A 21,769-nucleotide genomic window follows, 5' to 3' on the forward strand; every position below is an offset into this window, starting at 1 on the left:
ACATGAGCGGCACGAGTGCGATCGCCGCCGGCGGCCGGCGCAGGAACGGGTCCCGGCTCGGCTGGAACCTCCTCGGCCTCCTCGTCTTCGTCATCGTCGGCTTCCCCGTCTACTGGATGCTCAACACGGCGTTCAAGCCGGCCAAGGACGCCATCGACCCGGATCCCAGCCTGCTGCCCACGGGCCTGACCCTGTCCAACTTCAGCCGTGCGCTGGACATCGCCGACTTCTGGGGGCCCGTCGGGCGCAGCCTGGTCGTGTCGCTGTCCGTCGTGGCGATCGGCATCGTCGTCGGCATGCTGGCCGCGCTCGCCATCTCCCGGTTCGCCTTCCGCGGCCGCAAGATCGTGATCGTGGGCATCCTCGCGGTGCAGATGGTCCCGCTGGTCGCCATGATCATCCCGGTCTTCCTGCTACTGAACGACCTGAAGCAGTACGACAAGCTCACCGGCCTCATCATCACCTACCTGACCTTCATCCTCCCCTTCACGGTGTGGACGCTGCGCGGCTTCATCGTCAACATCCCGAAGGAACTGGAGGAGGCCGCGATGGTCGACGGCTGCTCGCGCACCGGTGCCTTCGTCCGCGTCGTCTTCCCGCTCCTCGCCCCCGGCATGGTCGCCACCTCCGTCTACGGCTTCATCCAGGCCTGGAACGAGTACCTGTACGCACTCATGCTGATGAGCCAGCAGAACCAGACCGCGACCGTGTGGCTCGGCAACTTCACCACCAAGCACGGCACCGAGTACGCGCCGATGATGGCCGGCGCCACCATGATGGCCGTGCCGATCGTCGTGCTGTTCCTGTTCGTCCAGCGCAAGATGGCCGCGGGGCTGACCGCGGGCGCCGTGAAGGGATGACGCGCCCGATGACGACCCTGGCCGGCCGCACCGACACCCTCACCCGCAACGCCCTCACCGTCCTCCAGCCCGGCTTCCCCGGCACCACCGCCCCCGACTGGCTGCTGCGCCGGCTCGGCGAGGGCCTGGCATCGGTGGGCCTGTTCGGTCGCAATGTCGCCTCGCCCGAACAACTGGCCGCCCTGACCGCCCAGTTGCGCGCCGAACGCGACGACGTCCTGGTCGCCATCGACGAGGAGGGCGGGGACGTCACGCGCCTGGAGGTGCGCACCGGCTCCAGCTTCCCCGGCAACCACGCGCTCGGAGCCGTCGACGACGTGGCGCTGACCCACGACGTGGCCCGCGAACTCGGCCGCAGGCTCGCGGCCTGCGGGGTGAACTTCAACTGGGCCCCGGCGGCCGACGTGAACGCCGACCCCGCCAACCCGGTCATCGGCGTCCGCTCGTTCGGCGCCGACCCCGACCTGGCGGCCCGGCACACGGCCGCCTATGTCACCGGCCTCCAGTCCGCCGGAGTGGTGGCCTGCACCAAGCACTTTCCCGGACACGGCGACACGGCCGTCGACTCCCACCTCGCGATGCCCCGCATCGATGTGCCGGCCGAGGTGCTTCAGACCCGTGATCTGGTCCCCTTCCGGGCGGCCGTCGCGGCCGGCACCCGGGCCGTGATGAGCGCCCACATCCTGGTCCCCGCCCTGGACCCGGACCGCCCCGCCACCCTCTCCCGCCGGATCCTGACCGACCTGCTCCGCGGCGAGCTGGGCTACGACGGCCTGATCGTCACCGACGGCATGGAGATGCAGGCCATCGCCGCCGCCTACGGCATCGAACGCGGCAGCGTCCTCGCCCTCGCGGCCGGCGCCGACGCGATCTGCGTCGGCGGGGGCCTCAACGACGACGAGACGGTGCGCCGGCTGCGCGACGCCCTGGTGTCCGCCGTCCGCTCGGGCGAACTGCCCGAGGAACGGCTCGCGGACGCGGCCGAGCGGGTGCGCCGACTGGCCCGCTGGACCGCGCGGACGGCACCCGGTACGAACGGCTCTGCGGGACCGGCAGCCAACGGCTTTGCGGCCGGGGCGTCCCAGGACCAGGACGACATCGGGCTCGTCGCCGCCCGGCGCGCGCTCACGGTGACCCGCTTTGGCCCCTACGAGCCGCCGGCCTCGGCCCCCTACGTCGCCGCCTTCACTCCCGTCGCGAACATCGCCGTCGGCGACGAGACCCCCTGGGGCGTCGCGGCGGAGCTGGCACGGCTGCTGCCCGGCACCGAGACGGGCAGCTTCACCGGTGTGGACGCGGGACCGGTGGCGCTGGCCGCGGCGGGCGACCGCCGCATCGTGGTCGTCGTCCGCGACGAGCACCGCCACCCCTGGATGACGGGGGCCCTCGACACCCTGCTGGCGGCCCGCCCCGACACGATCGTGGTCGAGATGGGCATCCCCGAGGCCCCGCCGCGCGGCGCCCTGCACATCGCCACCCATGGCGCGGCCCGGGTGTGCGGGCGGGCGGCGGCGGAGGCCGTCGCCGGGGCGCGCCGACCGTGACGGGCGAGAGCGCCGGGCTCCACGGCGGAGTCCGGCGGCCCGCTGCGTCCGGCCCGGCCCGGAGTGGTCCGGGGCCGGCCGGGACCGGTCAGATGCCCTGCCACTCCGGCTTGTTCACATACGTGTGCCGGAAGTAGTCGGCGAGCTTCAGCTTGGACGCCGCGGCCTCGTCCACGACGACGGTGGCGTGCGGGTGCAGTTGCAGCGCCGAGGCGGGGCAGACCGCCGCCACCGGTCCCTCCACGGTCGCCGCGACCGCGTCCGCCTTGCCCTCGCCGGTCGCGAGCAGCACCAGGTGCCGGGCCTCCAGGATGGTGCCGATGCCCTGCGTGATGACGTGGTGCGGCACCTGCTCGATGTCGCCGTCGAAGAAGCGCGCGTTGTCGATGCGGGTCTGCTCGGTCAGCGTCTTGATCCGGGTGCGCGAGGCGAGCGAGGAGCACGGCTCGTTGAAGCCGATGTGCCCGTCGGTCCCGATCCCGAGCAACTGCAGATCCACGCCGCCGGCCTCGGCGAGCGCCCGGTCGTACGCCGCGCAGGCGCCCAGGATGTCCTCGGCCGTGCCGTCCGGCCCCATGAACGCGTCCATGGCGATCCCGAGCGGCTCCAGCACCTCCCGGCGCAGCACCGAACGGTAGGACTCCGGGTGGTCCGCAAGCAGCCCCACGTACTCGTCGAGCTGCGCTATGCGCGCCCGCGAGATGTCCACGGCGCCCGAGCGCACCTTGGCCGTCAGCGCCTGGTAGACGGGCAGCGGGGTCGAGCCGGTGGCCACGCCGAGCACGGCGCCGGGCTTGCGCCGGAGCAGCTGGGCCATGGCCTCGGCGATCAGCTCGCCGCCGGCCGCGGCGTCCGGGACGATGACAACTTCCACGCTGGGCCTGCCGTTCTGAAGAGGGCTGGAAGGTCTATGTGGTTTAGACCAATCTAGCATCGACCCCCCACGGGCGCCGACCCTCTGGGTCCACCGCGGTCCGGCAGCGCCCCGAAGGGGCGAGGGGAACTGCGCGACGAGCCACGACGGCGCCGCGGACGACCGGCGGCGCATCGCGGCACTACCGGCGGAGCGCTTAGGCTGCGAAGCGCCGAGGACGAACAGCCTCCAACACATGGACACACCTACGTGGTCTAGTCCACAATGCGTACAGGTACCGCGTACGGCAGGACCGTACGACGTAGCCCCAGTCATCCGTCTTCCCCGCACAGGAAGGCGGACCGAGGAACCGGAGCTCTCTGCCCTGACTGCCCCGGCTCCTCATCCTTCGGCCGATCGGGACCGCACACCCCACGGCCGTTGCTGCTCCGGGCTGCGGTGCCGGGAGGGTTGAGGGTCCCTCTCAGGCGCCGCGGCCCGCGGGTGTTCCCGGGGCCGGGCAACGGCTTTTTTCAGGGCGGACAAACCGCCGGGTACGCTCGCACTTGTGCCCTCCATGAACGAACTCGTACGCCAGCACACCGCCCTCGACGACTCCGATCTTGAGTGGCTCCATCTGCTGGTCTCGGAGTGGCAGCTGCTCTCCGACCTCTCCTTCGCCGACCTGGTCCTGTGGGTCCCCACCCGCGACGGCACCCGGTACGTCTCGGTCGCCCAGATGCGCCCCAACACCGGCCCGACCTCCTACCAGGACGACATGGTGGGCCATCTCGTCCCGCGCGGCCGGCGCCCCATGCTGGACGCGGCGCTGGACGAGGGCCGGATCGTGCGCGAGGGCGATCCCGAGTGGCGCGAGGAGGTCCCGGTCCGGGTCGAGTCGATTCCCGTGCGCCGCGCGGCCCGCGTCCTCGGGGTCATCGCCCGCAACACCAACCTGCTGACCGTGCGCACGCCGAGCCGCCTGGAGCTGACGTATCTGCAAAGCGCCTCCGACCTCGCGCAGATGATCGCGGCCGGCTCCTTCCCGTTCCCGGACCAGCAGGTCGACATGGACGCCTCGCCGCGCGTCGGCGACGGTCTGATCCGGCTCGACGCGGACGGCATCGTCCAGTACGCCTCCCCGAACGCTCTGTCCGCCTACCACCGGCTCGGCCTCGCCGCCGACCTGCTCGGCCACCACCTGGGCCGGACCACCGCCGAACTCGCCCCGACCCGGGGGCCGGTGGACGAGGCGCTGGCCAAGGTCGCCAGCGGCTGGGCACCCCGCGAGTTCGAGATCGAGTCGGCCGACGGCGCGATCCAGTTCCGGGCGATCCCGCTCAAGCCCAAGGGCACGCGCATCGGTTCGCTGGTACTGCTCCGGGACGTCACGGAGCTGCGGCGCCGCGAACGCGAGTTGATGACCAAGGACGCGACGATCCGGGAGATCCACCACCGGGTGAAGAACAACCTCCAGACGGTCGCCGCCCTGCTGCGGCTGCAGGCCCGGCGCATCGAGTCGGAGCGCGGCCGGGAGGCGCTGGAGGAGGCGGTGCGGCGGGTCGGCTCCATCGCGATCGTGCACGAGACGCTGTCCCAGAATCTGGACGAGCGCGTGGAGTTCGACGAGATCGCCGACCGGGTCCTCGCGATGGTCGCGGAGATCTCGCCGGGCAAGGTGACCGGGCGGCGCAGCGGACGCTTCGGCATACTCGACGCCGAGGTGGCGACTCCGTTGTCGATGGTCCTCACCGAGGTCCTGCAGAACGCCCTCGAACACGGCTTCCGCGAGGGCGAGACCGGCACCGTCGAGGTCACGGCGGTCCGCGGCGGCACCACCACGGAGGCCCGCCTCCTCGTCACCGTCCAGGACGACGGCGTGGGCCTGCCCGGGGGCTTCGACCCGCACCGCTCGGGCAACCTCGGTCTGCAGATCGTGCGGACGCTGGTCGAGGGCGAGTTGGGCGGTACGTTCGACATGGTGCCGGCGCCCGAACGGGGGACGCGGGTGATCCTGGACATCCCCGTGCCGGCGCGGAAGTAGCCCCGTACAGCAAAAGACCTCGGACCCGCGTCGGGTCCGAGGCCAGTGCTCGTTGCTGCGTGTTCTAAGCGCATCGGGGGTACTGCGCGCTGCGGCTCGGGGGCGGGAGATGCGCACTCGCTGTACGCGCCGCCAAGCTCAGGCCGTCGTGCAGGGGTGGGACTGTCAGGCGGTGGCCTGACGGGCCCGGTTGCGAGCGGCGCGGCGCTTCATGGCGCGGCGCTCGTCCTCGCTGAGACCACCCCAGACGCCGGAGTCCTGACCGGACTCAAGCGCCCACTGCAGGCACTGCTCGATAACCGGGCAGCGACGGCAGACGGCCTTGGCTTCCTCGATCTGCAGCAGCGCAGGACCGGTGTTGCCGATGGGGAAGAAGAGCTCGGGGTCTTCCTCGCGGCAAACGGCGTTGTGACGCCAGTCCATGGCTGCTACCTCTCCTTGGTATTACATGCAGGTTGCTTGTGAATGTGAACGCTTTCACGAATCCCTCAACAAGTGAAGGGCCGACCGCCAGGTTCCCTGGCGTGGTCCTGTGGTTTGAAGAGGGGTTCCGGTGATCAGCGGAGGCTGGTGTTGCGGGCCGTCCCGATCGCCACGTAGAGACTCGCAAACCTCAGCGGCGGATACAACCCCTTCCGGAAAGTTTTTTTTGATTCCTCGGTGTCGACTGAGTCACAGCCGTACTTCCATGGGGTGGAGCCTGGCCTAAACGTTCGAGTGAAAGGACTTTGGCGCGTTCCGCTCACACAATCACACGCAGTGCACGGCGTACGCCTGTGAACGTCACGCTCGTACGCAGTCCGAGGTGGTCGCCGTCCATCTGGAGGGGCAGTGGCACCTTCGAATGCAAGGTGAAGCGGTCCATGTCGTGCAGGGACACGACGTGCTTGCCACGGGGTCCACGCTCGGGGGACGAAGTGAGCAACTGGGTGCCATACCGGGCAACCGCGGCCGTGGACAGACGGCTGAGTCCGAATACGTCGATGCCCTTGTCGAACGAGGCCTTAGGCGACGTATACATCGGGCGATTGCCGAGATACGTCCAGGGCGACGTGTTCGAGACTATCGCCACGACGAGGTCGCCGACCGGGTCGGCACCCTCACGTTCGAGGGTGATCGTGCCGCGTCTGCGGTTCGGCTCACCGAGGAACTGCCTCAGGACCTGACGGACGTACAGACTGTGCGTCGACGTCTTGCCGAGTTCGCGCTGCTGCTCGACGCGGCCGACGACACCGGCGTCGAAGCCCAGTCCCGCGTTGAAGGTGAACCAGCGCGCCGGGACCGACTCGTCCGAGGTGCCGGGGGTGCCCGCGGTGAGACCGAGGCCGACGACGCGCTCGCGCTTCTCGCTCAGCGCGTCCAGCAGGGCGCCGGTGGCCTCGACCGGGTCGTTGGGCAGGCCCAGCGCGCGGGCGAACACATTGGTGGAGCCGCCGGGCACCACCGCGAGGCCGGGCAGGCGGTCGGGGTCGGGGCCGCCGTGCAGGATGCCGTTGACGACCTCGTTGACGGTGCCGTCGCCGCCGAGCGCCACGACCAGGTCTATGTCGTCGCTGTCCGCGGCCTGCCGGCCCAGGTCGCGCGCGTGCCCCCGGTACTGGGTGGTGACCGCCTCCAGCTTCATCTCGCTCGCCAGGGCATGGATCAGTACGTCGCGCGTACGTGCGCTTGTGGTGGTTGCCGCCGGATTGACCACGAGTAGTGCACGCATGGGTTGCAGCGTACCTACTGGGTGGTACCGGGCCCAGACCGAGGTAGGGATCCGGTAAGAGGTGAGGGCGTGAGCCTGGACATCCGGGGTGCAGCGACGGCGGCTAGGCTGCGGGGGTGAGCAGTGAGCAGAACCCCTCCCCGAACCCCGCGGCGGCCGACGGCCCGCGTCCGCGCCGGCTGACCCTGGCGGCGGCGCTGGCCGCGCTGGAGGGGGCCGCGCTGGTGATCGGGGGCGTGTGGACGTTCGTCCTCGGCCTCACCGGCGCGCCGGACGACCGGCAGCAGGCCATCACGCTGGGCGTCACCCTGATCGTCCTGGCGCTGCTGCCGCTGCTTGCCGCGCGCGGTCTGCTGCTACGGCGCAGCTGGAGCCGGGGGCCCGCCGTGATCACCCAGATCATGGCGCTGCCGGTGGCCTACAGCCTGCTCCAGGCCGACAGCGTGGCCATCCCGGCGGGCATCGTCCTCGCGGTGGTGGCGGTGGCGGCCCTGGTCCTGCTGATCAACGCGGAGACCACCCGGGCCCTGGGCATCCACACCCCGGGCCACACCCGGGACCCGAGACGTTGAACCACGCCGACACCGTCCCCACGACGAGCCCGGCGCCACGGAAGACGACGCCGGTGCCGCACCGCAACGGAGGCGGGGCGGCTTGCGGCGGCGCCGGGGATGCTCACGGCAGGGGGACGCCCCGGAGACACCGACCGCGGGGGCGCGGGCTGCCGCGGAAAGACGCGGGCCGCATCACGAGAGGGGCGCGCGGCGGGGCAGATCGGCGGCGGTGCACCCCGGAGCGGATGTCGCCGAGGAAGCCGCGTATCGGGAGGTGACGGGCTTCGAGAGGCGATGCCCCGCCACGGCGGTGTGTCCCGCTCCCGTGCCTGGCTCGGTCCCTCGGCGCGTCGGTCTCGCTGCGGGAGAGCGGACTCGTGCCGGTGGACGGGCGTCGCTTCTGGCACGCGGGCCCGGCCCCGCGAAGGACGCCATCTCTGCGTGGGGGCCCTTCGCCGTGCCGGATCGCGTGCCTCCGACGTCAAGCCGGCTCCCGTGAGAGCCACACCCCATGGCGGGCTCCGGTCACCGCAGCCGGCCGGGCGCTGGTTACTCCTCCACCAGGAGCTTCTCGCGGAGCTGGGCCAGGGTTCGGGCCAGTAGACGGGAGACGTGCATCTGGGAGATGCCGACCTCCTGGGCGATCTGCGACTGGGTCATGTTGCCGAAGAACCGCAGCAGAAGGATCCGCTTCTCGCGCGGCGGAAGGTCTTCGAGCAGCGGTTTGAGGGACTCGCGGTACTCGACGCCCTCCAGCGCCTCGTCCTCCGCGCCGAGCGTGTCGGCCACCGCCGGGGACTCGTCGTCGGTGTCGGGGACGTCCAGGGAGAGCGTGGAGTAGGCGTTGGCCGATTCCAGCCCTTCCAGGACCTCCTCTTCCGAGATCGCCAGCTTCTCGGCCAGCTCGTGCACTGTGGGGGAGCGGCCGTGCAGCTGCGACAGCTCGGCCGTGGCCGTGGTCAGCGCGAGCCGCAGCTCCTGCAGCCGCCGCGGGACGCGCACCGCCCAGCCCTTGTCCCGGAAGTGCCGTTTGATCTCACCGACGACCGTGGGCGTGGCGTATGTGGAGAACTCCACTCCGCGCTCCGGGTCGAACCGGTCCACGGACTTGATCAGGCCGATGGTGGCGACCTGGGTGAGGTCGTCGAGCGGCTCGCCGCGATTGCGGAACCGGCGCGCAAGGTGCTCCACGAGCGGCAGATGCATGCGGACCAGCTGATTGCGCAGCTCCGCGTACTCCGGACTGCCGTCCTTGAGCGTGCGCAGCTCGACGAACATGGCACGTGCCCCGCTGCGGTCCTGAGGATCGTGCTGCGTGCCTGGGACGCCCTGTGCGCCCAGCGCATCGTCCGCGGAGTATCGCTCGTGCTCGCTCATCGTCCCGCCCGTCGACCTTCCCCGAGCCCTCGCCTCCGCTCGGACTGGGGACACGACCCCGTTCCGTCCCGCCGAAGGCGCGCTCTGCATGGCACCGTCCCGATCAGCCTGCGCGGAGTCGTCCTCCGGATGCGGCCTGGCCTGTTCGGGGATGCCGTCGATGCCGTCGATGCCGTCCGCCGGGCGCCGAGATCCGCTCGGGGCGCCCCCGCCCTCGGCGGGCAGTTCCCGTGTGCCGCGCTCTTCGTCCCGCACCGGACCGTCCCCGTTCCTCACGCCGGCCCGGGTCCCGCGCCGCGCTGTTTGTACAGGCTGATCGACACGGTCTTGTCCTCGTCGACGGCCGACGAGACCTTGCCCGCCAGGGCCGACAGCACGGTCCAGGCGAAGGTGTCCCGCGCGGGGGCGTGCCCGTCCGTGGTCGGCGCCGACACCGTGACCTCCAGCGAGTCGTCGACGAGTCGGAAGACGCAGCTGAGTACAGAGCCCGGCACGGCCTGCTGGAGCAGGATCGCGCAGGCCTCGTCCACCGCGATGCGCAGGTCCTCGATCTCGTCCAGGGTGAAGTCCAAGCGGGCGGCGAGTCCGGCCGTGGCCGTCCGCAGCACCGACAGGTAGGCACCCGCAGCCGGCAGCCGGACTTCCACGAAGTCCTGGGTCGCGGGCTCGCCTGCGATCTGGGACACCCTCACCTCCAAGGTGGTACAAGCTCTACAGGGCCGAGGGTCGCCCCCCGGGGTAACGCGGTTCCTGGTTCAGCGGTGACGCTATCGCGCTCCGAACTTTTCTGTCCCCGGGACCCCAACCCCTGTCGTTACTCACAGTAAAACTGTGGATACGCTCCGTGTCTAGGGGTTCTGCGGGCCCAAATGGGAAGAGCACGCGCCGGTTTGACGTACCCAGGCGTCAGACGGTCGAACCGTCGAAACCCGGCGTCGCCATGCAGTGTCACACGAGGACATGATCGACGAAGCACCACCGCCAGTCCTCGCCCGGCTCGAAGGTCCGCATCACCGGGTGACCGGACTGATCGTGGTGCCCCGTCGCGTGCCGCCCCGGCGAGGAGTCGCAGCAGCCGACGTGGCCGCAGGTCAGACAGAGCCGCAGTTGCACCGGGTGCGTGCCCTGTGCGAGACATTCCGGGCAGGTCTCGGTGAGCGGCTTCGGTTCGGGGTGCGGCAGCGCGTCGGCGTGCGTGCACTGTTTCATGATTGCCAGATTACGACGGGTGTGCGGTTGACCGCGCGGAAAACGAGGGCGGGCGAGGACATGGACGTGATGCCGCTGCTGTTGCTGGTGGCGGGCAGTGCGGCGGTGGCGGGGGCCGCCCGGCGCACCCCGGTGCCGGCACCGCTGCTGCTGGTCGCGGTCGGACTGGCGGTCGCGTACGTCCCCGGGGTGCCCGAGTACGCCCTCGACCCGGAGGTCGTCCTGCCGCTCCTGCTGCCTCCGCTGCTGTACACCTCGGCCAGCGACAGCTCCTATCTGGACCTGCGCGCGCAGCTGCGCCCCGTGGCGCTCCTCTCCGTGGGATACGTGCTCTTCGCGACGTTCCTCGTCGGCTGGGCGGTCTACCTGATCGTGCCCGGGATGCCGCTGACCGCCGCCCTGGTGCTGGGCGCGGTGGTGGCACCGCCGGACGCGGTCGCCGCGACGGCGGTGGCCCGGCGGGTCGGGCTGCCCTCCCGGATCACGACCATTCTCCAGGGCGAGTCCCTGCTGAACGACGCCACCGCGATCACCGCGTACAAGGTGGCCCTCGCGGCGGCCGTCGGCGAGGGCGCCACCTGGGCCGGCGGGATCGGCGAGTTCCTGCTCGCGGCGGTCGGCGGCGTCGGCGTCGGCCTGGTGCTGATGGCCCCGCTCCACTGGCTGCGCACTCACCTGAAGGAGCCCCTGCTCCAGAACACGCTCTCCTTGCTGATTCCGTTCGTCGCCTACAGCGTCGCCGAGCAGGTGCACGCCTCCGGTGTGCTCGCGGTCGTGGTCGTCGCGCTGTATCTGGGACACCGTGCTTGGGAGGTCGACTTCGCCACGCGGCTCCAGGAGGAGGCGGTCTGGAAGATGGTCGCCTTCGTCCTGGAGTCGGCGGTGTTCGCGCTGATCGGACTGCAACTGCCGGTCGTCCTCAGAGGGCTCGGATCGTACGCGGGCGCCGAGGCCGCCGGGTACGCCGTAGCCCTCTTCCTGGTGGTGGTCGCGGCCCGGTTCGTGTGGGTGTATCCGGCGACCTTCCTGCCCCGGCGGCTGTCCGCCCGGATCAGACAGCGCGAGGCCGACCCCACCTGGCGGGGCGCGATGATCACTTCGTGGGCCGGGATGCGGGGCGTGGTGTCGCTGGCCATCGCCTTCTCGATCCCGGCCACCACGCACGGCGGACTGCCCTTCCCGCAGCGCAACCTGATCCTCTTCCTGACGTTCACGACGGTCATCGGGACGCTGGTGGTACAGGGCCTGTCGCTGCCCCCGCTGATCCGGGTGCTGCGCTTCCCCGGCCGCGACCCGCAGGCGGAGACCCTTGCCGAGGCCAATGCCCAGGCGCAGGCGTCCCGGGCCGCCGAGGCCTGCCTCGACGACCTGCTCGCCGACGAGCGCAACGCCCTGCCGCAGCCGCTCGCGGACCGCCTCCGCACCGTCCTGGAACGCCGCCGCAACGCCGTCTGGGAGCGGCTGGGCGCGGTGAACCCGGTGACCGGGGAGACCGCCGACGACACCTACCGCCGGCTGTCCCGGGAGATGATCAGCGCCGAGCGCGACGTGTTCGTACGGCTGCGGGACGGCCGCTACATCGACGACGAGATGCTGCGCACGCTGCTGCGCAGACTGGACCTGGAGGAAGCGGCCGCGTACCGGGAGACCGCCTAGCCGACGCCTAGCCGGCCTCGGGGAAGGGGCGGCCCGTGACGACGGCCGCGACGGTCGTGCCGGGCGGGAAGGCGCCCTCGTCCGTCAGGGCGACGAGTCCATAGAGCAACTTGGCGACATAGAGACGTTCCACGGGCAGGCCGTGGCGCTGTTCGAAGTCCTCGGCGAAGGCGTCGAGTTCGGGAGTGGTACGGGCATAGCCGCCGCAGTGGAAGCGGTCGTCGAGGGACCAGGAGCCGCGCGGGGCGCCGAAGGCGCGCTCCTGGAGGGCGCGCACCTCGGCGGCCAGGAAGCCGCCCTTGAGGACCGTTATGCCCAGGGCGCGCCGGCCGGGGGCGAGGCCGGCGGCGAGACCGGCCAGGGTGCCGCCGGTGCCGCAGGCGACGGCGACGACGTCGGCGTGCCCGCGCAGTTCCTCGCCCAGGGCCCGGCAGCCGCGTACGGCCTCGGCGTTGCTGCCGCCCTCCGGGATGACATGGGCGTCCTCGGCGCCGGTCGCGCGCAGCAGGGCAGCCAGGATCCGCGGGTCCGTCTTCGCGCGGTAGGTCGATCTGTCGACGAAGTGCAGTCGCATGCCGTCGGCCGCGCACCGGGCCAGGGAGGGATTGAGGGGGCGGTCGGCCAACTCCTCGCCGCGGACCACTCCGATGGTGGTCAGGCCGAGCAGGCGGCCCGCGGCGGCGGTGGCCCGCAGGTGGTTGGAGTACGCCCCGCCGAACGTGACGATCGTCCGCCCCGCCGCCGAGGCCAGGTTCGGCGCCAGCTTGCGCCACTTGTTGCCGATCAGCTCCGGGTGGATCAGGTCGTCCCGCTTCAGCAGCAGACGTACCCCGTGCCGGGAGAACCGCCGGTCATCGACGACTTCGACGGGCGACGGGAGCCGGGCGGCAAGAGACCCAGGAGCGACCACCACCCCATTGTCACCACCTGGCGGTCGCCGCGGCGCAGCACCCTGCCGGGCGGCCGCCGCCCGGCCGCCTGCCGCCCGGGGCCGCCTGCCGACCGCCGCCGTCAGCTTGCCAGGCGCTCCTTGATGCGCTGCCTCAGCCAGTTCATGGTGAAGCCACGGGGGTCCACCTTTCCCGGTTGCCACTCCAGGTGGCCGATGACGGAGCGTTCCGTCCAGCCGTGGTGGCGGCAGATCGCCGCGGACACCCGCTCGATCGCCGTGAGCTGGGCCGCCGGCCAGGGGTCCTTGCCGTCGCCGAGGTTCTCGCACTCGAAGCCGTAGAAATGCCGGTTGCCGTCGGTGTTGGCCTCGTTGTCCGGCGGAAGCGCCGTCTCGGCGATGACCGCGCGGAGCACGTCGTCGTCGCCGAGTCCGGCATGATTGGCCCGGCCGTAGCCGACGAGGTGGACCTTGCCGTCCTTGGTGATCACACCGTGGCACAGCGGGCCCGGCAGTTCGGCGTGCCCGTCCCGGCAGAGCTCCACCGTCGCCTGGCTGCCGCTGGTCACCGTGTGGTGGATCATCACTCCGTGCACGGGCCCCCACGCGCCCTTGTGGTTGCGATTGTGATGCTTCCAGTCGCCGACCTCGACGACCGTCGCACCCTCCGCCCTCAAGGCGTCCCGAAAACGGCTCGCGGACATGGGTGAAGCCATGGACGCCTCCTTCGTGCCGGACGCGAGTCACCCGGTGTGCTCGATCGAACGCGGTAAGTGTCAGTGAAATCGGACGTCTTGGCCACCTTGTTCGGGCGCCGTGCGAGTCGATCCGGACATCGTGCGCGCAAGGCGCCGTCCGGAATGGAGGTCCCTCTTTCTGCCCAGTAATGCGATGATCCATTCCCGCTCTTTTGGGTAATGGCGCGAACACGCTCCGTGCTGAAAGGCTGGTTGCGAGCGAGGCCGATGCCCGGCGCAGTTCGTGTGCCGGTGCAGACTGGGAGGGCAATTCTTTATGTCGGTAGGCGAAGAGGTCCGCACGGATCAGGGCAAGCCGCAGCAGTCTCTGGACACGGCGGCCGCGCGGAACCTGGCCACCACCACCAAGTCCGCGCCCCAGATGCAGGAGATCAGCTCCCGCTGGCTGCTGCGGACGCTGCCCTGGGTGAACGTGCAGGGCGGCACGTACCGGGTGAACCGGCGACTGACGTACGCCGTCGGCGACGGCCGCATCACTTTTGTGAAGACCGGTGACCAGGTCGAGGTGATCCCCGCCGAACTCGGCGAACTGCCGGCCCTGCGGTCCTACGAGGACGGGCAGGTGCTCTCCGAACTGGCCCAGCGCTGCCGTCAGCGCGACTTCGCCCCGGGCGAGGTGATCGCCTCGTTCGGTGGCCGGGCCGACGAGGTGTTCCTGTTGGCGCACGGCCGGGTGGAAAAGCTCGGCACGGGCCCGTACGGCGACGACGCGATCCTCGGGGTCCTCGCCGACGGCGCCTACTTCGGCGAACAGGCGCTGCTCGACCCGGACGCCATCTGGGAGTACACGGCCCGCGCGGGCACCACATGCACCGTACTCATCCTGTCCCGCCAGGACTTCGAACAGGTCGCGGAGCGCGCGGACTCCCTGCGCGAGCATCTGCGGCGGCTGCGCGCGATCCCGGCGCAGCGCACCAACAAGTACGGCGAGAAGGCGCTCGATCTCGCGGCCGACCACTCCGGAGAGCCGGACATCCCGCACACGTTCGTCGACTACGAGGCGAAGCCCCGTGAGTACGAGCTGAGCATCGCCCAGACCGTGCTGCGCGTCCACACCCGCGTCGCCGACCTGTACAACCAGCCGATGAACCAGACGGAGCAGCAGTTGCGGCTCACCGTCGAGGCGTTGAAGGAACGCCAGGAGCATGAGCTGATCAACAACCGTGCGTTCGGTCTGCTGCACAACTGCGAGTACGACGAGCGGATCCAGCCGCACGACGGCGTGCCCGGCCCGGACGACATGGACGAGCTGCTGAGCCGTCGGCGCGGCACCAAGCTGTTCCTCGCCCACCCGCGGGCCGTCGCGGCGTTCGGCCGCGAGCTGAACAAGCGCGGACTCGTCCCCGAAACCGTGGACATCGGCGGCAACCGCATCCCGACCTGGCGCGGAGTCCCGATCTATCCGTGCAACAAGATCCCGATCAGCGAGGCGCGCACGACCTCGATCATCGCCATGCGTACGGGCGAGGAGGACCAGGGGGTCATCGGCCTCAGGCAGGCGGGGATCCCGGACGAGATCGAGCCGAGCCTGTCCGTCCGCTTCATGGGCATCAACGAGCAGGCCGTCATCAACTACCTGGTGACCGCCTACTACTCGGCGGCGGTCCTGGTGCCGGACGCGCTCGGTGTCCTGGAGAACGTCGAGATCGGCCGGTGGAGGTGACGTCTCCGCACGTCGCAGCCGTGTTCCCGCCCACTCGGGTGGGTACACCATCGGGATACCCGCCCAGCCGGGACGGCCACGCCACCGTCCGCGGACTCTGCGAGGGGGACCCATGGCCGAGTTCTTGACGGAGACGAAGCAGTACCCCGCCGGCCCGCCGGGGACCGGCGAGCCCCCGGTGCCGGACAACCGGCCGCGGCCCGCCCGGGAGGGCGCGCCCCCGCTCGACGGGCACGAGGCCACGGCCGTCCTGGACCGGGCCCGGGCATCGGTCGACCCGGAACTGCGGGCCGCTGTCGACTCGCTGCCGGACGCCATACGGCGGATCGCGCGCTACCACTTCGGCTGGGAGCACGCGGACGGCACCCCGGCCGCGGGCAACGCGGGCAAGGCGATCCGGCCCGCGCTCGTCCTCACCGCGGCGGCGGCGCTCGGCGGTCCCCGGGCGCGTACGGCGGCTCTCCGGGCCGCCGCGGCGGTGGAACTGGTGCACAACTTCACGCTGCTGCACGACGACGTGATGGACCGGGACACCTCCCGCAGACACCGGCCCACGGCGTGGACCGTGTTCGGCGTCGCCGACGCGATCCTCGCCGGGGACGCCCTGCAGGCGCTGGCCCTGCGGCTGCTCGCCGAGGACCCGAACCCGGCGTCCCGGGCCGCGGCCGTCCGGCTCGCCGACTGCGTGGTCGAGCTGTGCGAGGGCCAGCACACCGACACGGCGATGGAGGAGCGCGCCCCCGAGGAGGTCACGCTCGACGAGGTGATCGCCATGGCCGAGGCCAAGACCGGTGCGCTGATCGGCTGCGCCTGCGCGCTCGGCGGGCTGTACGCGGGGGCGGCCGAGGAGAAGGTGGCGGCGCTGGACGGGTTCGGACGGCAGGCCGGGCTCGCCTTCCAGCTGATCGACGACGTCATCGGGATATGGGGCGACCCGGGCCGCACCGGCAAACCGGCCGGCGCGGACCTCGCCGCCCGCAAGAAGTCGCTGCCGGTGGTCGCGGCCCTCACCTCCGGTACGGCGGCGGCGACCGAGTTGGCCGCGCTGTACGGACGGCCGTACGACGAGAAGGACCTGGAGCGGACGGCGCTGGCCGTCGAGCGGGCGGGCGGCCGGGACTGGGCGCAGGCCGAGGCGGCCGACCGGATGTCCCGGGCGATGCAGGAACTGGCCCGCGCGGTTCCCGATCCGGAGGCGGCGGGGAGTCTCATCGCGCTGGCCGAGTTCGTCACCCGGCGCAGCAGCTGAGGCCGACGGCCGGGCCCCGGAAGGCTCCCGGAGCCACCGGGCGCGTGCGGCCTCTGACCGCCGCACGTCCCCCGACGGCTCCGGCCCGGTGGGCCTCGTGGATCCCCACGGCGCCCGGCATGCCCCGGCCGGCGCATGCCGGGCGGGGCGTACCGGCCCTCTCTCGTCGGCCGGCCGCGCGGACCGCACTCGCCCCCGACTCCCGTCCCGCGCGGGTTGAGGGGGGCCGTCCCGGCGCGGGACGCGCGGTGCCCCCGCACGCCCTACCCTGGGGACATGGACAGCGAGGAACACGTCTGTCCCGCCTGCGGACAGCCCGTCGAAACGGTCGTCAAGCGGCACAAGACCCTGGGCGCCTGGGTCCCCGTGTGGGGCCCGGGCCCGTGCCACAACCCCGACTGCCCGGCCTGCGCCGACCCCGCCGCCGAGCAACGGCAGGGCGAGCCCGACGCGGCCGACGCGAAGAAGCCCTGAGCCCGTCCCGGCCTCACCGGTGCGGCGCCCATGTCCCGGGCGCGAGCCGTACGTCCGGTCGGGGCCGTAGCGTGGCCGCATGCCGAAACTCCCGTACATCCTCCACATCACGGAACGCCCCCTGTGGGAAGCGGCCCGCGAGCGCGGCAGCTATGAGATGTCCACCCGTGGCCGCACGCTCCGGGAGGAGGGCTTCGTCCACTTCTCCACCCGCGCCCAACTCCCGCGCGTGGCGGCCTTCCTGTACGGCGCGCACGACCGCCCGGACGACCTGGTGGTCCTGGTCGTGGACCCGGCGCTGCTCGGCGTACCCGTGAAGTATGAGGCCGCGGAGCCGGGCGGCGAGGAGTTCCCGCATGTGTACGGGCCGGTGCCGGTCAAGGCCGTGGTGGACGTGGAGCCCTGGGGGTGACGGCGTACCCGTCTCCAGGGGTCCTGCCCTCCGCCGTGCCCGGCGGTCCGGACGTCCCCCGGTGCGCGGTCACGAGCGTGCGTTCTTGAGCGACGACCCCGGCAGGCCGCCCGTCTCCGGGTCCCGGCCGGTCAGGCAGTAGGTGCCGCCCGCCGGGTCGTGCAGCACCGTCCAGTGCGGGCCGTGGGCCACGACGGCGGCCCCGAGGCCCTCGTGGCGGGTCCGGGTCGCCGCGATGTCCGCACAGGCCAGGTCGAGGTGGGCGCCGGCGGGCCGCTCCTCGCCCAGCCGTTGCAGCAGGATCCGGACGGGCAGGCCCGGCGGCGGCCGGAGCACCCGGAACTCGGGAAGCGAGCCGGTCAGCGGCTCCCAGCCGGTCAACTCGGCCCAGAACGCGGACTCGGCGTCGTACGCGGACGGCGCGATGTCCAGGCACACCTGGTCCAGTCTGCTGCCCGCCACCACCGGGGGCCGGACCGACTCCCCGTGCCACGGCACGACACAGAAGGGCTGCCCGGCCGGGGAGCGCAGCACGCACCAGCCCCCGTGCTCGGCGACCGGGACCGCGCCGAGTGCTCGCGCGGACGTCACGAACGCCTCGACGTCGTCCACGGAGAAGTCGAGATGGGCACCGCCCGGACCGGCGGCGACGCCCTGCACCTTCACGCAGGCGTCGGCGCCCGCCGGCACCAGGGTCACGAACTCGCCGCGTTCGCCCCGCGGTCCGGAGAGCCGGGTGCCGGTGACGGCCGTCCAGAACGCCCACGCCACCGTGATCCGCTCGGCGGGCCGGTCGACGAAGGCATGGGTCCAGCGGATGCTCATGCGGCGATCGTAGACAGACCGCTCCGCTCAGGCAGGCCTCCAGGACGCTCCGGGGCCCGCCCCGGTGTCTGTACCCGCACCGCCTTCCGGATCCCAGTCGGACATGACGACCGCCCTCGCCTGCGAGATCCGGGCGGACCTGTGCCCACCTGTGGCCAGGGAAGAAGACCGCACCCGGGCCGTCAGGGTCGCCGTGGTCGGCGGACTGTGGGCCGGGTGCGGTCGGGGAGACGCTGCAACCAAAGTAATCGCAGGTCAGAAGGCATGAATAACGATCACGCCTTCTTGGTCTCCCAGAAGATCTTGTCGATCTGGGCGATGTAGTCGAGCGCCTTCTGGCCCGTCGCCGGGTCGGTGGACGCCTTGGCGGCCGAGAGCGCCTTCAGGGTGTCGTTGACCAGCTGGTGCAGCTCGGGGTACTTCTCGAAGTGCGGGGGCTTGAAGTAGTCGCTCCAGAGCACGGAGACGTGGTGCTTCGCCAGCTCGGCGCGCTGCTCCTTGATGACGGTGGCGCGCGACTGGAAGTGCGGGTCGTCGTTGCCGGCCATCTTCTCCTGGACGGCCTTCACCGACTCCGCCTCGATGCGGGCCTGGGCCGGGTCGTACACGCCGCAGGGCAGGTCACAGTGCGCGCTGACCTTGACCTTGGGGGCAAACAGGCGGGAAAGCATGGAGCATTCCTTCCTCGTGATCGTCTTCTCAGGTGGGACATTACTCCCTGAGAAGCGGGATTTCGCGAGTGCCCCCTAGGGCTTAGGACAAAAGTCCAGGGTCAGACTGAGACTGGTGGAGGAACGGACCGGGGAGGTGCCGGCGATGCCGGAGCTGTCGCAGGAGACCGAGCGGGGGAGGGCGACGCCGCCCTTCGGACTGGCCGAGGTGACGGGGCCGTCCATGGTGCCGACGCTGCATCACGGGGACCGGCTCGTGCTGCAGTACGGCGCCCGGATCAGGCCCGGGGACATCGTGGTCCTGCGCCATCCCTTCCAGCAGGACCTGCTCGTCGTCAAGCGTGCGGTGGAGCGCCGCGAGGCCGGCTGGTGGGTGCTGGGGGACAATCCGTACGCGGGCGGTGACAGCACCGACTACGGGGCCGTGCCGCAGGAGCTGATCCTCGGCCGGGTCCGGCTGCGGCTGCGGCCGCGCAGGCCGGATCAGCGCTCGCCGCTGGCCGTGGTGCGCTGGGCGCTCTCGGCCGCGAGACCGGTGTTCCCTGACCGGTCGGCCTCCAGGCGTTTGCGGGCCCGGTAGGCGGCCACGTTGGCCCGCGTGGCGCACCGGTCGGAGCAGTAGCGCCGGGAGCGGTTGGTAGACGTGTCCAGGTAGGCGTTGCGGCAGGGGGCCGCCTGGCACAGGCCCAGGCGGTCCACGCCGTACTCGGTCAGGTGGAAGGCCAGGCCCATGGCGGCGATCGCCGCGTAGCCCGCGGTGGCGTTCGACGGGTGGTCGGCCAGGTGCATGTGCCACAGCGGGCGGCCGTCGTCGTCCCGGTGGTCGTGCCCGGAGATCTGCGGGCTGACCGGGAACTCCAGCAGCAGTGAGTTCAGCAGGTCCACCGCCAGGGTCTCGTCGCCCTGGTCGGCGGCCTCGAAGACCGCGCGCAGCCGGGCGCGCACCGAGCGGAAGCGGGTGACGTCGGCGTCGGCGGCGCGGCGGCCCGCCGACTGGTTGACGCCGAACAGGCCGCGGACGGCCTCGACCGTGGTGAGCGAGTCCTTGCCCCGGAGCGGTTCCTCGCTGTTGACGAGGCGCACGGCGTAATCCGAGTAATAGGCCAGTTCCACTTGTAGTCCTTACGGTGGTGCTCTATGGTCGTGGACGCGATCGGGTAATGACCGATCGCGCTTCCAGGGTATTACGGGACCTTCGCGTGGGAGGGGTTGCGATGACGGACGCGAACACGGCCACGACCGGAGCCGACTGGCGGGCCTGGCAGGAGAGCTGGGACCGGCAGCAGGAGTGGTACATGCCCGACCGCGAGAAGCGGTTCACGATCATGCTCGACATGGTCGAGGCGCTCGTCGGCACCGCGCCGCGCGTGCTCGACCTCGCCTGCGGCACCGGCAGCATCACCGGCCGGCTGCTCAAGCGGTTCCCGCAGGCCGTCAGCACCGGCGTCGATCTCGATCCGGCGCTCCTGGCCATCGCCGAGGGCACCTTCGCGGGCGACGAACGGGTCACCTTCGTCACCGCCGACCTCAAGGACCCGCAGTGGCCCGCGCTGCTGCCGTACGACGCGTACGACGCGGTGCTGACCGCCACGGCCCTGCACTGGCTGCACAGCGACCCCCTCGCGGCCCTCTACGGTCAGGTCGCGGAACTCGTCCGCGACGGCGGTGTCTTCATGAACGCGGACCACATGATCGATGACAGCACGCCCCGGATCAATGCCGCCGAACGGGCCCAGCGGCACGCCCGCATGGATCAGGCCAAGCGCGTGGGCGCGCTCGACTGGGCGGAGTGGTGGCAACTCGCCGCGAAGGACCCGGTCCTCGCCGAGCCCACGGCCCGCCGCTTCGAGATCTACGGCGAGCACGCCGACGGGGACATGCCCTCCGTCGCCTGGCACGCGCGCGTGCTGCGGGAGAAGGGCTTCTCGGAGGCTCGGCCGGTGTGGTCCTCACCGTCGGACACCCTCCTCCTCGCCCTCAAGTAACCAGGCCCCAGCGAGGGAGCCCCAAACCGACGAAACCGCCCGCCGACGCCGCTGCGGCCGATGCGGTGGGGCTGACTGATCGGGTTGGTCGGGCTGATCCGTTGGGACCGGCTGATCGGCTGGCCGGCCGATCCGGTGGGTCCCGCTGATCCGGCTGATCGGGCCTCTCGGGGTGGTCCGCCCGTGCCGGGCCCGCCGGGCGGTGACGGCGGGCCAGCCGGACCTGCCGCGCCGATGCCGATCCGACGGAACCGGCTGGACCGCTGATCGGGCTGGTTCGGTGGAACCGGTGGATCCGGCCGTTCGGACTGCACCGGCTGATCGGGGCTCTTGGGGTGGTCCGCTCGTGCTGGGCCCGCCGGGCGGTGACGGCGGGGCAGTCGGACCTGCCACTCCGCCGCGCCGATGTCGATCCGGCTGATCGGGCTGATCCGGTGGGACCGGTGAGACGGAACCGGCTGGCCCTGGCCGATCGGACTGGTCCGGCCGACCCGATCGGACCGGCTGATCCGGTGGATCCGGTGGGACCGGCTGATCCGGTGGGGCCCGCTGATCGGGGCTCTTGGGGTGGTCCGCTCGTGCTGGGCCCGCCGGGCGGTGACGGCGGGCCAGCCGGAACCGCCGCTCCGCTGCGTGATGTCGATCCGGGGGATCTGGCTGGACCGGCTGATCGGGCTGGTCCGGTGGACGGAGTCGGCTGGTCCTGGCCGATCGGACTGATCCGGCCAGCCCGATGGGGCCCGCTGATCCTGTGGATCCTGCTGGACCGGCTCATCGGGCCGACCCGTGGATCCGGCCGAACCGGCGGGGGCGGCTGCACCGGTCGGATGGGTCCGGATGCCGGGCACCCCGGGTCGGCGGGGCGGCCCGGGGCGGAAGGGGTGGGTTCGCGGGCCCCGGGGGGCATCGCGGGGCCGTTGTCGTCCCCGCCCGGCCAGGGCTAGTACTCCAGTGTGGTTTCGTGAGCTATCCAGTGGCTTCGTCGGTGGATCGCCGTCTGTAGTGGCTTTGTCGAGCTGTCGTCTGGTGCCGTCT

At 71.6% G+C, this 21,769-nt stretch carries 22 protein-coding genes; 11 read left to right on the forward strand and 11 right to left on the reverse strand.

The window, feature by feature from the left end:
- Positions 1-2 precede the first annotated feature (2 nt).
- Positions 3-860: a carbohydrate ABC transporter permease gene (locus tag ACFYTE_RS02830; RefSeq protein WP_388704052.1), complete on the forward strand. Its 858-nt coding sequence runs from the start codon at positions 3-5 to the stop codon at positions 858-860.
- A gap of 8 nt (positions 861-868) precedes the next feature.
- Entirely contained in the window at positions 869-2,404 is a 1,536-nt protein-coding gene (locus ACFYTE_RS02835; protein ID WP_388703919.1) for a glycoside hydrolase family 3 protein, read from the forward strand.
- 88 nt (positions 2,405-2,492) lie between these two features.
- On the opposite strand, the gene nagB is transcribed toward ACFYTE_RS02835, so the two are convergent.
- Entirely contained in the window at positions 2,493-3,278 is a 786-nt protein-coding gene (gene nagB / locus ACFYTE_RS02840; RefSeq protein WP_388703921.1) for a glucosamine-6-phosphate deaminase, read from the reverse strand.
- Positions 3,279-3,825: 547 nt separating this feature from the next.
- On the opposite strand from nagB, the gene ACFYTE_RS02845 reads away from it, so the two are divergent.
- On the forward strand, positions 3,826-5,301 hold the full coding sequence (locus ACFYTE_RS02845) for a sensor histidine kinase (protein WP_388703924.1): 1,476 nt from the start codon (positions 3,826-3,828) through the stop codon (positions 5,299-5,301).
- Positions 5,302-5,466: 165 nt separating this feature from the next.
- On the opposite strand, the gene ACFYTE_RS02850 is transcribed toward ACFYTE_RS02845, so the two are convergent.
- The gene (locus tag ACFYTE_RS02850) at positions 5,467-5,724 is read right to left on the reverse strand and encodes a WhiB family transcriptional regulator (protein ID WP_007491230.1); all 258 of its coding nucleotides are present in this window, start codon (positions 5,722-5,724) and stop codon (positions 5,467-5,469) included.
- A gap of 319 nt (positions 5,725-6,043) precedes the next feature.
- On the reverse strand, positions 6,044-7,012 hold the full coding sequence (locus ACFYTE_RS02855) for a diacylglycerol/lipid kinase family protein (RefSeq protein WP_388703927.1): 969 nt from the start codon (positions 7,010-7,012) through the stop codon (positions 6,044-6,046).
- 116 nt (positions 7,013-7,128) lie between these two features.
- On the opposite strand from ACFYTE_RS02855, the gene ACFYTE_RS02860 reads away from it, so the two are divergent.
- On the forward strand, positions 7,129-7,584 hold the full coding sequence (locus ACFYTE_RS02860; RefSeq protein ID WP_388703929.1) for a hypothetical protein: 456 nt from the start codon (positions 7,129-7,131) through the stop codon (positions 7,582-7,584).
- 531 nt (positions 7,585-8,115) lie between these two features.
- Here ACFYTE_RS02860 and ACFYTE_RS02865 read toward each other — a convergent pair.
- The 3 genes from ACFYTE_RS02865 to ACFYTE_RS02875 all read right to left on the reverse strand — a co-directional run bounded on the left by ACFYTE_RS02865 (position 8,116) and on the right by ACFYTE_RS02875 (position 10,152).
- Positions 8,116-9,198, reverse strand: a complete 1,083-nt coding sequence (locus ACFYTE_RS02865) for an RNA polymerase sigma factor SigF (RefSeq protein WP_388704055.1) — start codon at positions 9,196-9,198, stop codon at positions 8,116-8,118.
- A gap of 17 nt (positions 9,199-9,215) precedes the next feature.
- A complete protein-coding gene (locus ACFYTE_RS02870) occupies positions 9,216-9,629 on the reverse strand; it encodes an anti-sigma regulatory factor (protein ID WP_019058277.1) in 414 nt (137 codons plus the stop codon).
- A 262-nt stretch (positions 9,630-9,891) separates the two neighbouring features.
- Complete coding sequence (locus ACFYTE_RS02875) at positions 9,892-10,152, reverse strand: UBP-type zinc finger domain-containing protein (RefSeq protein ID WP_388703932.1); 261 nt, start codon at positions 10,150-10,152, stop codon at positions 9,892-9,894.
- A gap of 60 nt (positions 10,153-10,212) precedes the next feature.
- Between ACFYTE_RS02875 and ACFYTE_RS02880 the strand changes: the two genes are divergently transcribed.
- A complete protein-coding gene (locus tag ACFYTE_RS02880) occupies positions 10,213-11,808 on the forward strand; it encodes a Na+/H+ antiporter (protein ID WP_388704057.1) in 1,596 nt (531 codons plus the stop codon).
- A 7-nt stretch (positions 11,809-11,815) separates the two neighbouring features.
- Here the strand turns inward: ACFYTE_RS02880 and ACFYTE_RS02885 are convergent, their stop codons facing one another.
- Both ACFYTE_RS02885 and ACFYTE_RS02890 read right to left on the reverse strand, forming a co-directional pair.
- Complete coding sequence (locus tag ACFYTE_RS02885) at positions 11,816-12,718, reverse strand: 1-aminocyclopropane-1-carboxylate deaminase/D-cysteine desulfhydrase (RefSeq protein ID WP_388703935.1); 903 nt, start codon at positions 12,716-12,718, stop codon at positions 11,816-11,818.
- Between the two features lie 101 nt (positions 12,719-12,819).
- On the reverse strand, positions 12,820-13,413 hold the full coding sequence (locus ACFYTE_RS02890) for an N-acetylmuramoyl-L-alanine amidase (RefSeq protein ID WP_388703938.1): 594 nt from the start codon (positions 13,411-13,413) through the stop codon (positions 12,820-12,822).
- A 298-nt stretch (positions 13,414-13,711) separates the two neighbouring features.
- Between ACFYTE_RS02890 and ACFYTE_RS02895 the strand changes: the two genes are divergently transcribed.
- The 4 genes from ACFYTE_RS02895 to ACFYTE_RS02910 all read left to right on the forward strand — a co-directional run bounded on the left by ACFYTE_RS02895 (position 13,712) and on the right by ACFYTE_RS02910 (position 17,253).
- Entirely contained in the window at positions 13,712-15,118 is a 1,407-nt protein-coding gene (locus ACFYTE_RS02895; protein WP_388703941.1) for a family 2B encapsulin nanocompartment shell protein, read from the forward strand.
- A gap of 112 nt (positions 15,119-15,230) precedes the next feature.
- A complete protein-coding gene (locus ACFYTE_RS02900) occupies positions 15,231-16,367 on the forward strand; it encodes a family 2 encapsulin nanocompartment cargo protein polyprenyl transferase (protein WP_388703944.1) in 1,137 nt (378 codons plus the stop codon).
- A gap of 276 nt (positions 16,368-16,643) precedes the next feature.
- Positions 16,644-16,841, forward strand: a complete 198-nt coding sequence (locus tag ACFYTE_RS02905; protein ID WP_388703946.1) for a hypothetical protein — start codon at positions 16,644-16,646, stop codon at positions 16,839-16,841.
- Positions 16,842-16,920: 79 nt separating this feature from the next.
- On the forward strand, positions 16,921-17,253 hold the full coding sequence (locus tag ACFYTE_RS02910) for a DUF952 domain-containing protein (RefSeq protein WP_388703948.1): 333 nt from the start codon (positions 16,921-16,923) through the stop codon (positions 17,251-17,253).
- Between the two features lie 69 nt (positions 17,254-17,322).
- Here ACFYTE_RS02910 and ACFYTE_RS02915 read toward each other — a convergent pair whose 3' ends face one another.
- Both ACFYTE_RS02915 and sodN read right to left on the reverse strand, forming a co-directional pair.
- Positions 17,323-18,078 carry a VOC family protein gene (locus tag ACFYTE_RS02915; protein WP_388703951.1) on the reverse strand — a complete coding sequence of 252 codons (756 nt, stop codon included), beginning with the start codon at positions 18,076-18,078 and terminating at the stop codon, positions 17,323-17,325.
- Positions 18,079-18,353: 275 nt separating this feature from the next.
- Positions 18,354-18,749 (reverse strand): superoxide dismutase, Ni, encoded by a 396-nt coding sequence (sodN, locus tag ACFYTE_RS02920; RefSeq protein ID WP_388703954.1) that lies wholly within the window; start codon positions 18,747-18,749, stop codon positions 18,354-18,356.
- 145 nt (positions 18,750-18,894) lie between these two features.
- Here sodN and sodX point away from each other — a divergent pair, with 145 nt between their 5' ends.
- Positions 18,895-19,329 (forward strand): nickel-type superoxide dismutase maturation protease, encoded by a 435-nt coding sequence (sodX, locus tag ACFYTE_RS02925; RefSeq protein WP_388704059.1) that lies wholly within the window; start codon positions 18,895-18,897, stop codon positions 19,327-19,329.
- Here the strand turns inward: sodX and ACFYTE_RS02930 are convergent.
- Complete coding sequence (locus tag ACFYTE_RS02930) at positions 19,233-19,862, reverse strand: CGNR zinc finger domain-containing protein (protein WP_388703956.1); 630 nt, start codon at positions 19,860-19,862, stop codon at positions 19,233-19,235. The two genes, sodX and ACFYTE_RS02930, sit on opposite strands and share 97 nt — an antisense overlap.
- A 101-nt stretch (positions 19,863-19,963) precedes the next feature.
- Here ACFYTE_RS02930 and ACFYTE_RS02935 point away from each other — a divergent pair, with 101 nt between their 5' ends.
- Entirely contained in the window at positions 19,964-20,734 is a 771-nt protein-coding gene (locus ACFYTE_RS02935; protein ID WP_388703959.1) for a class I SAM-dependent methyltransferase, read from the forward strand.
- The last annotated feature ends 1,035 nt before the right edge of the window (positions 20,735-21,769 follow it).

The sequence above is a fragment of the Streptomyces sp. NPDC004629 genome, assembly GCF_042873595.1.
Classification (GTDB): domain Bacteria; phylum Actinomycetota; class Actinomycetes; order Streptomycetales; family Streptomycetaceae; genus Streptomyces.

What these genes read in the sequence shown, in the direction of transcription:
- ACFYTE_RS02830 (WP_388704052.1), top strand. Translation starts at nt 3, where the DNA reads ATGAGCGGCACGAGTGCGATCGCCGCCGGCGGCCGGCGCAGGAACGGG.
- ACFYTE_RS02835 (WP_388703919.1), top strand. Translation starts at nt 869, where the DNA reads ATGACGACCCTGGCCGGCCGCACCGACACCCTCACCCGCAACGCCCTC.
- ACFYTE_RS02850 (WP_007491230.1), bottom strand. Translation starts at nt 5,724, where the DNA reads ATGGACTGGCGTCACAACGCCGTTTGCCGCGAGGAAGACCCCGAGCTC.
- ACFYTE_RS02855 (WP_388703927.1), bottom strand. Translation starts at nt 7,012, where the DNA reads ATGCGTGCACTACTCGTGGTCAATCCGGCGGCAACCACCACAAGCGCA.
- ACFYTE_RS02875 (WP_388703932.1), bottom strand. Translation starts at nt 10,152, where the DNA reads ATGAAACAGTGCACGCACGCCGACGCGCTGCCGCACCCCGAACCGAAG.
- ACFYTE_RS02880 (WP_388704057.1), top strand. Translation starts at nt 10,213, where the DNA reads ATGGACGTGATGCCGCTGCTGTTGCTGGTGGCGGGCAGTGCGGCGGTG.
- ACFYTE_RS02890 (WP_388703938.1), bottom strand. Translation starts at nt 13,413, where the DNA reads ATGGCTTCACCCATGTCCGCGAGCCGTTTTCGGGACGCCTTGAGGGCG.
- ACFYTE_RS02895 (WP_388703941.1), top strand. Translation starts at nt 13,712, where the DNA reads ATGTCGGTAGGCGAAGAGGTCCGCACGGATCAGGGCAAGCCGCAGCAG.
- ACFYTE_RS02900 (WP_388703944.1), top strand. Translation starts at nt 15,231, where the DNA reads ATGGCCGAGTTCTTGACGGAGACGAAGCAGTACCCCGCCGGCCCGCCG.
- ACFYTE_RS02905 (WP_388703946.1), top strand. Translation starts at nt 16,644, where the DNA reads ATGGACAGCGAGGAACACGTCTGTCCCGCCTGCGGACAGCCCGTCGAA.
- ACFYTE_RS02910 (WP_388703948.1), top strand. Translation starts at nt 16,921, where the DNA reads ATGCCGAAACTCCCGTACATCCTCCACATCACGGAACGCCCCCTGTGG.
- ACFYTE_RS02915 (WP_388703951.1), bottom strand. Translation starts at nt 18,078, where the DNA reads ATGAGCATCCGCTGGACCCATGCCTTCGTCGACCGGCCCGCCGAGCGG.
- sodN (WP_388703954.1), bottom strand. Translation starts at nt 18,749, where the DNA reads ATGCTTTCCCGCCTGTTTGCCCCCAAGGTCAAGGTCAGCGCGCACTGT.
- sodX (WP_388704059.1), top strand. Translation starts at nt 18,895, where the DNA reads ATGCCGGAGCTGTCGCAGGAGACCGAGCGGGGGAGGGCGACGCCGCCC.
- ACFYTE_RS02935 (WP_388703959.1), top strand. Translation starts at nt 19,964, where the DNA reads ATGACGGACGCGAACACGGCCACGACCGGAGCCGACTGGCGGGCCTGG.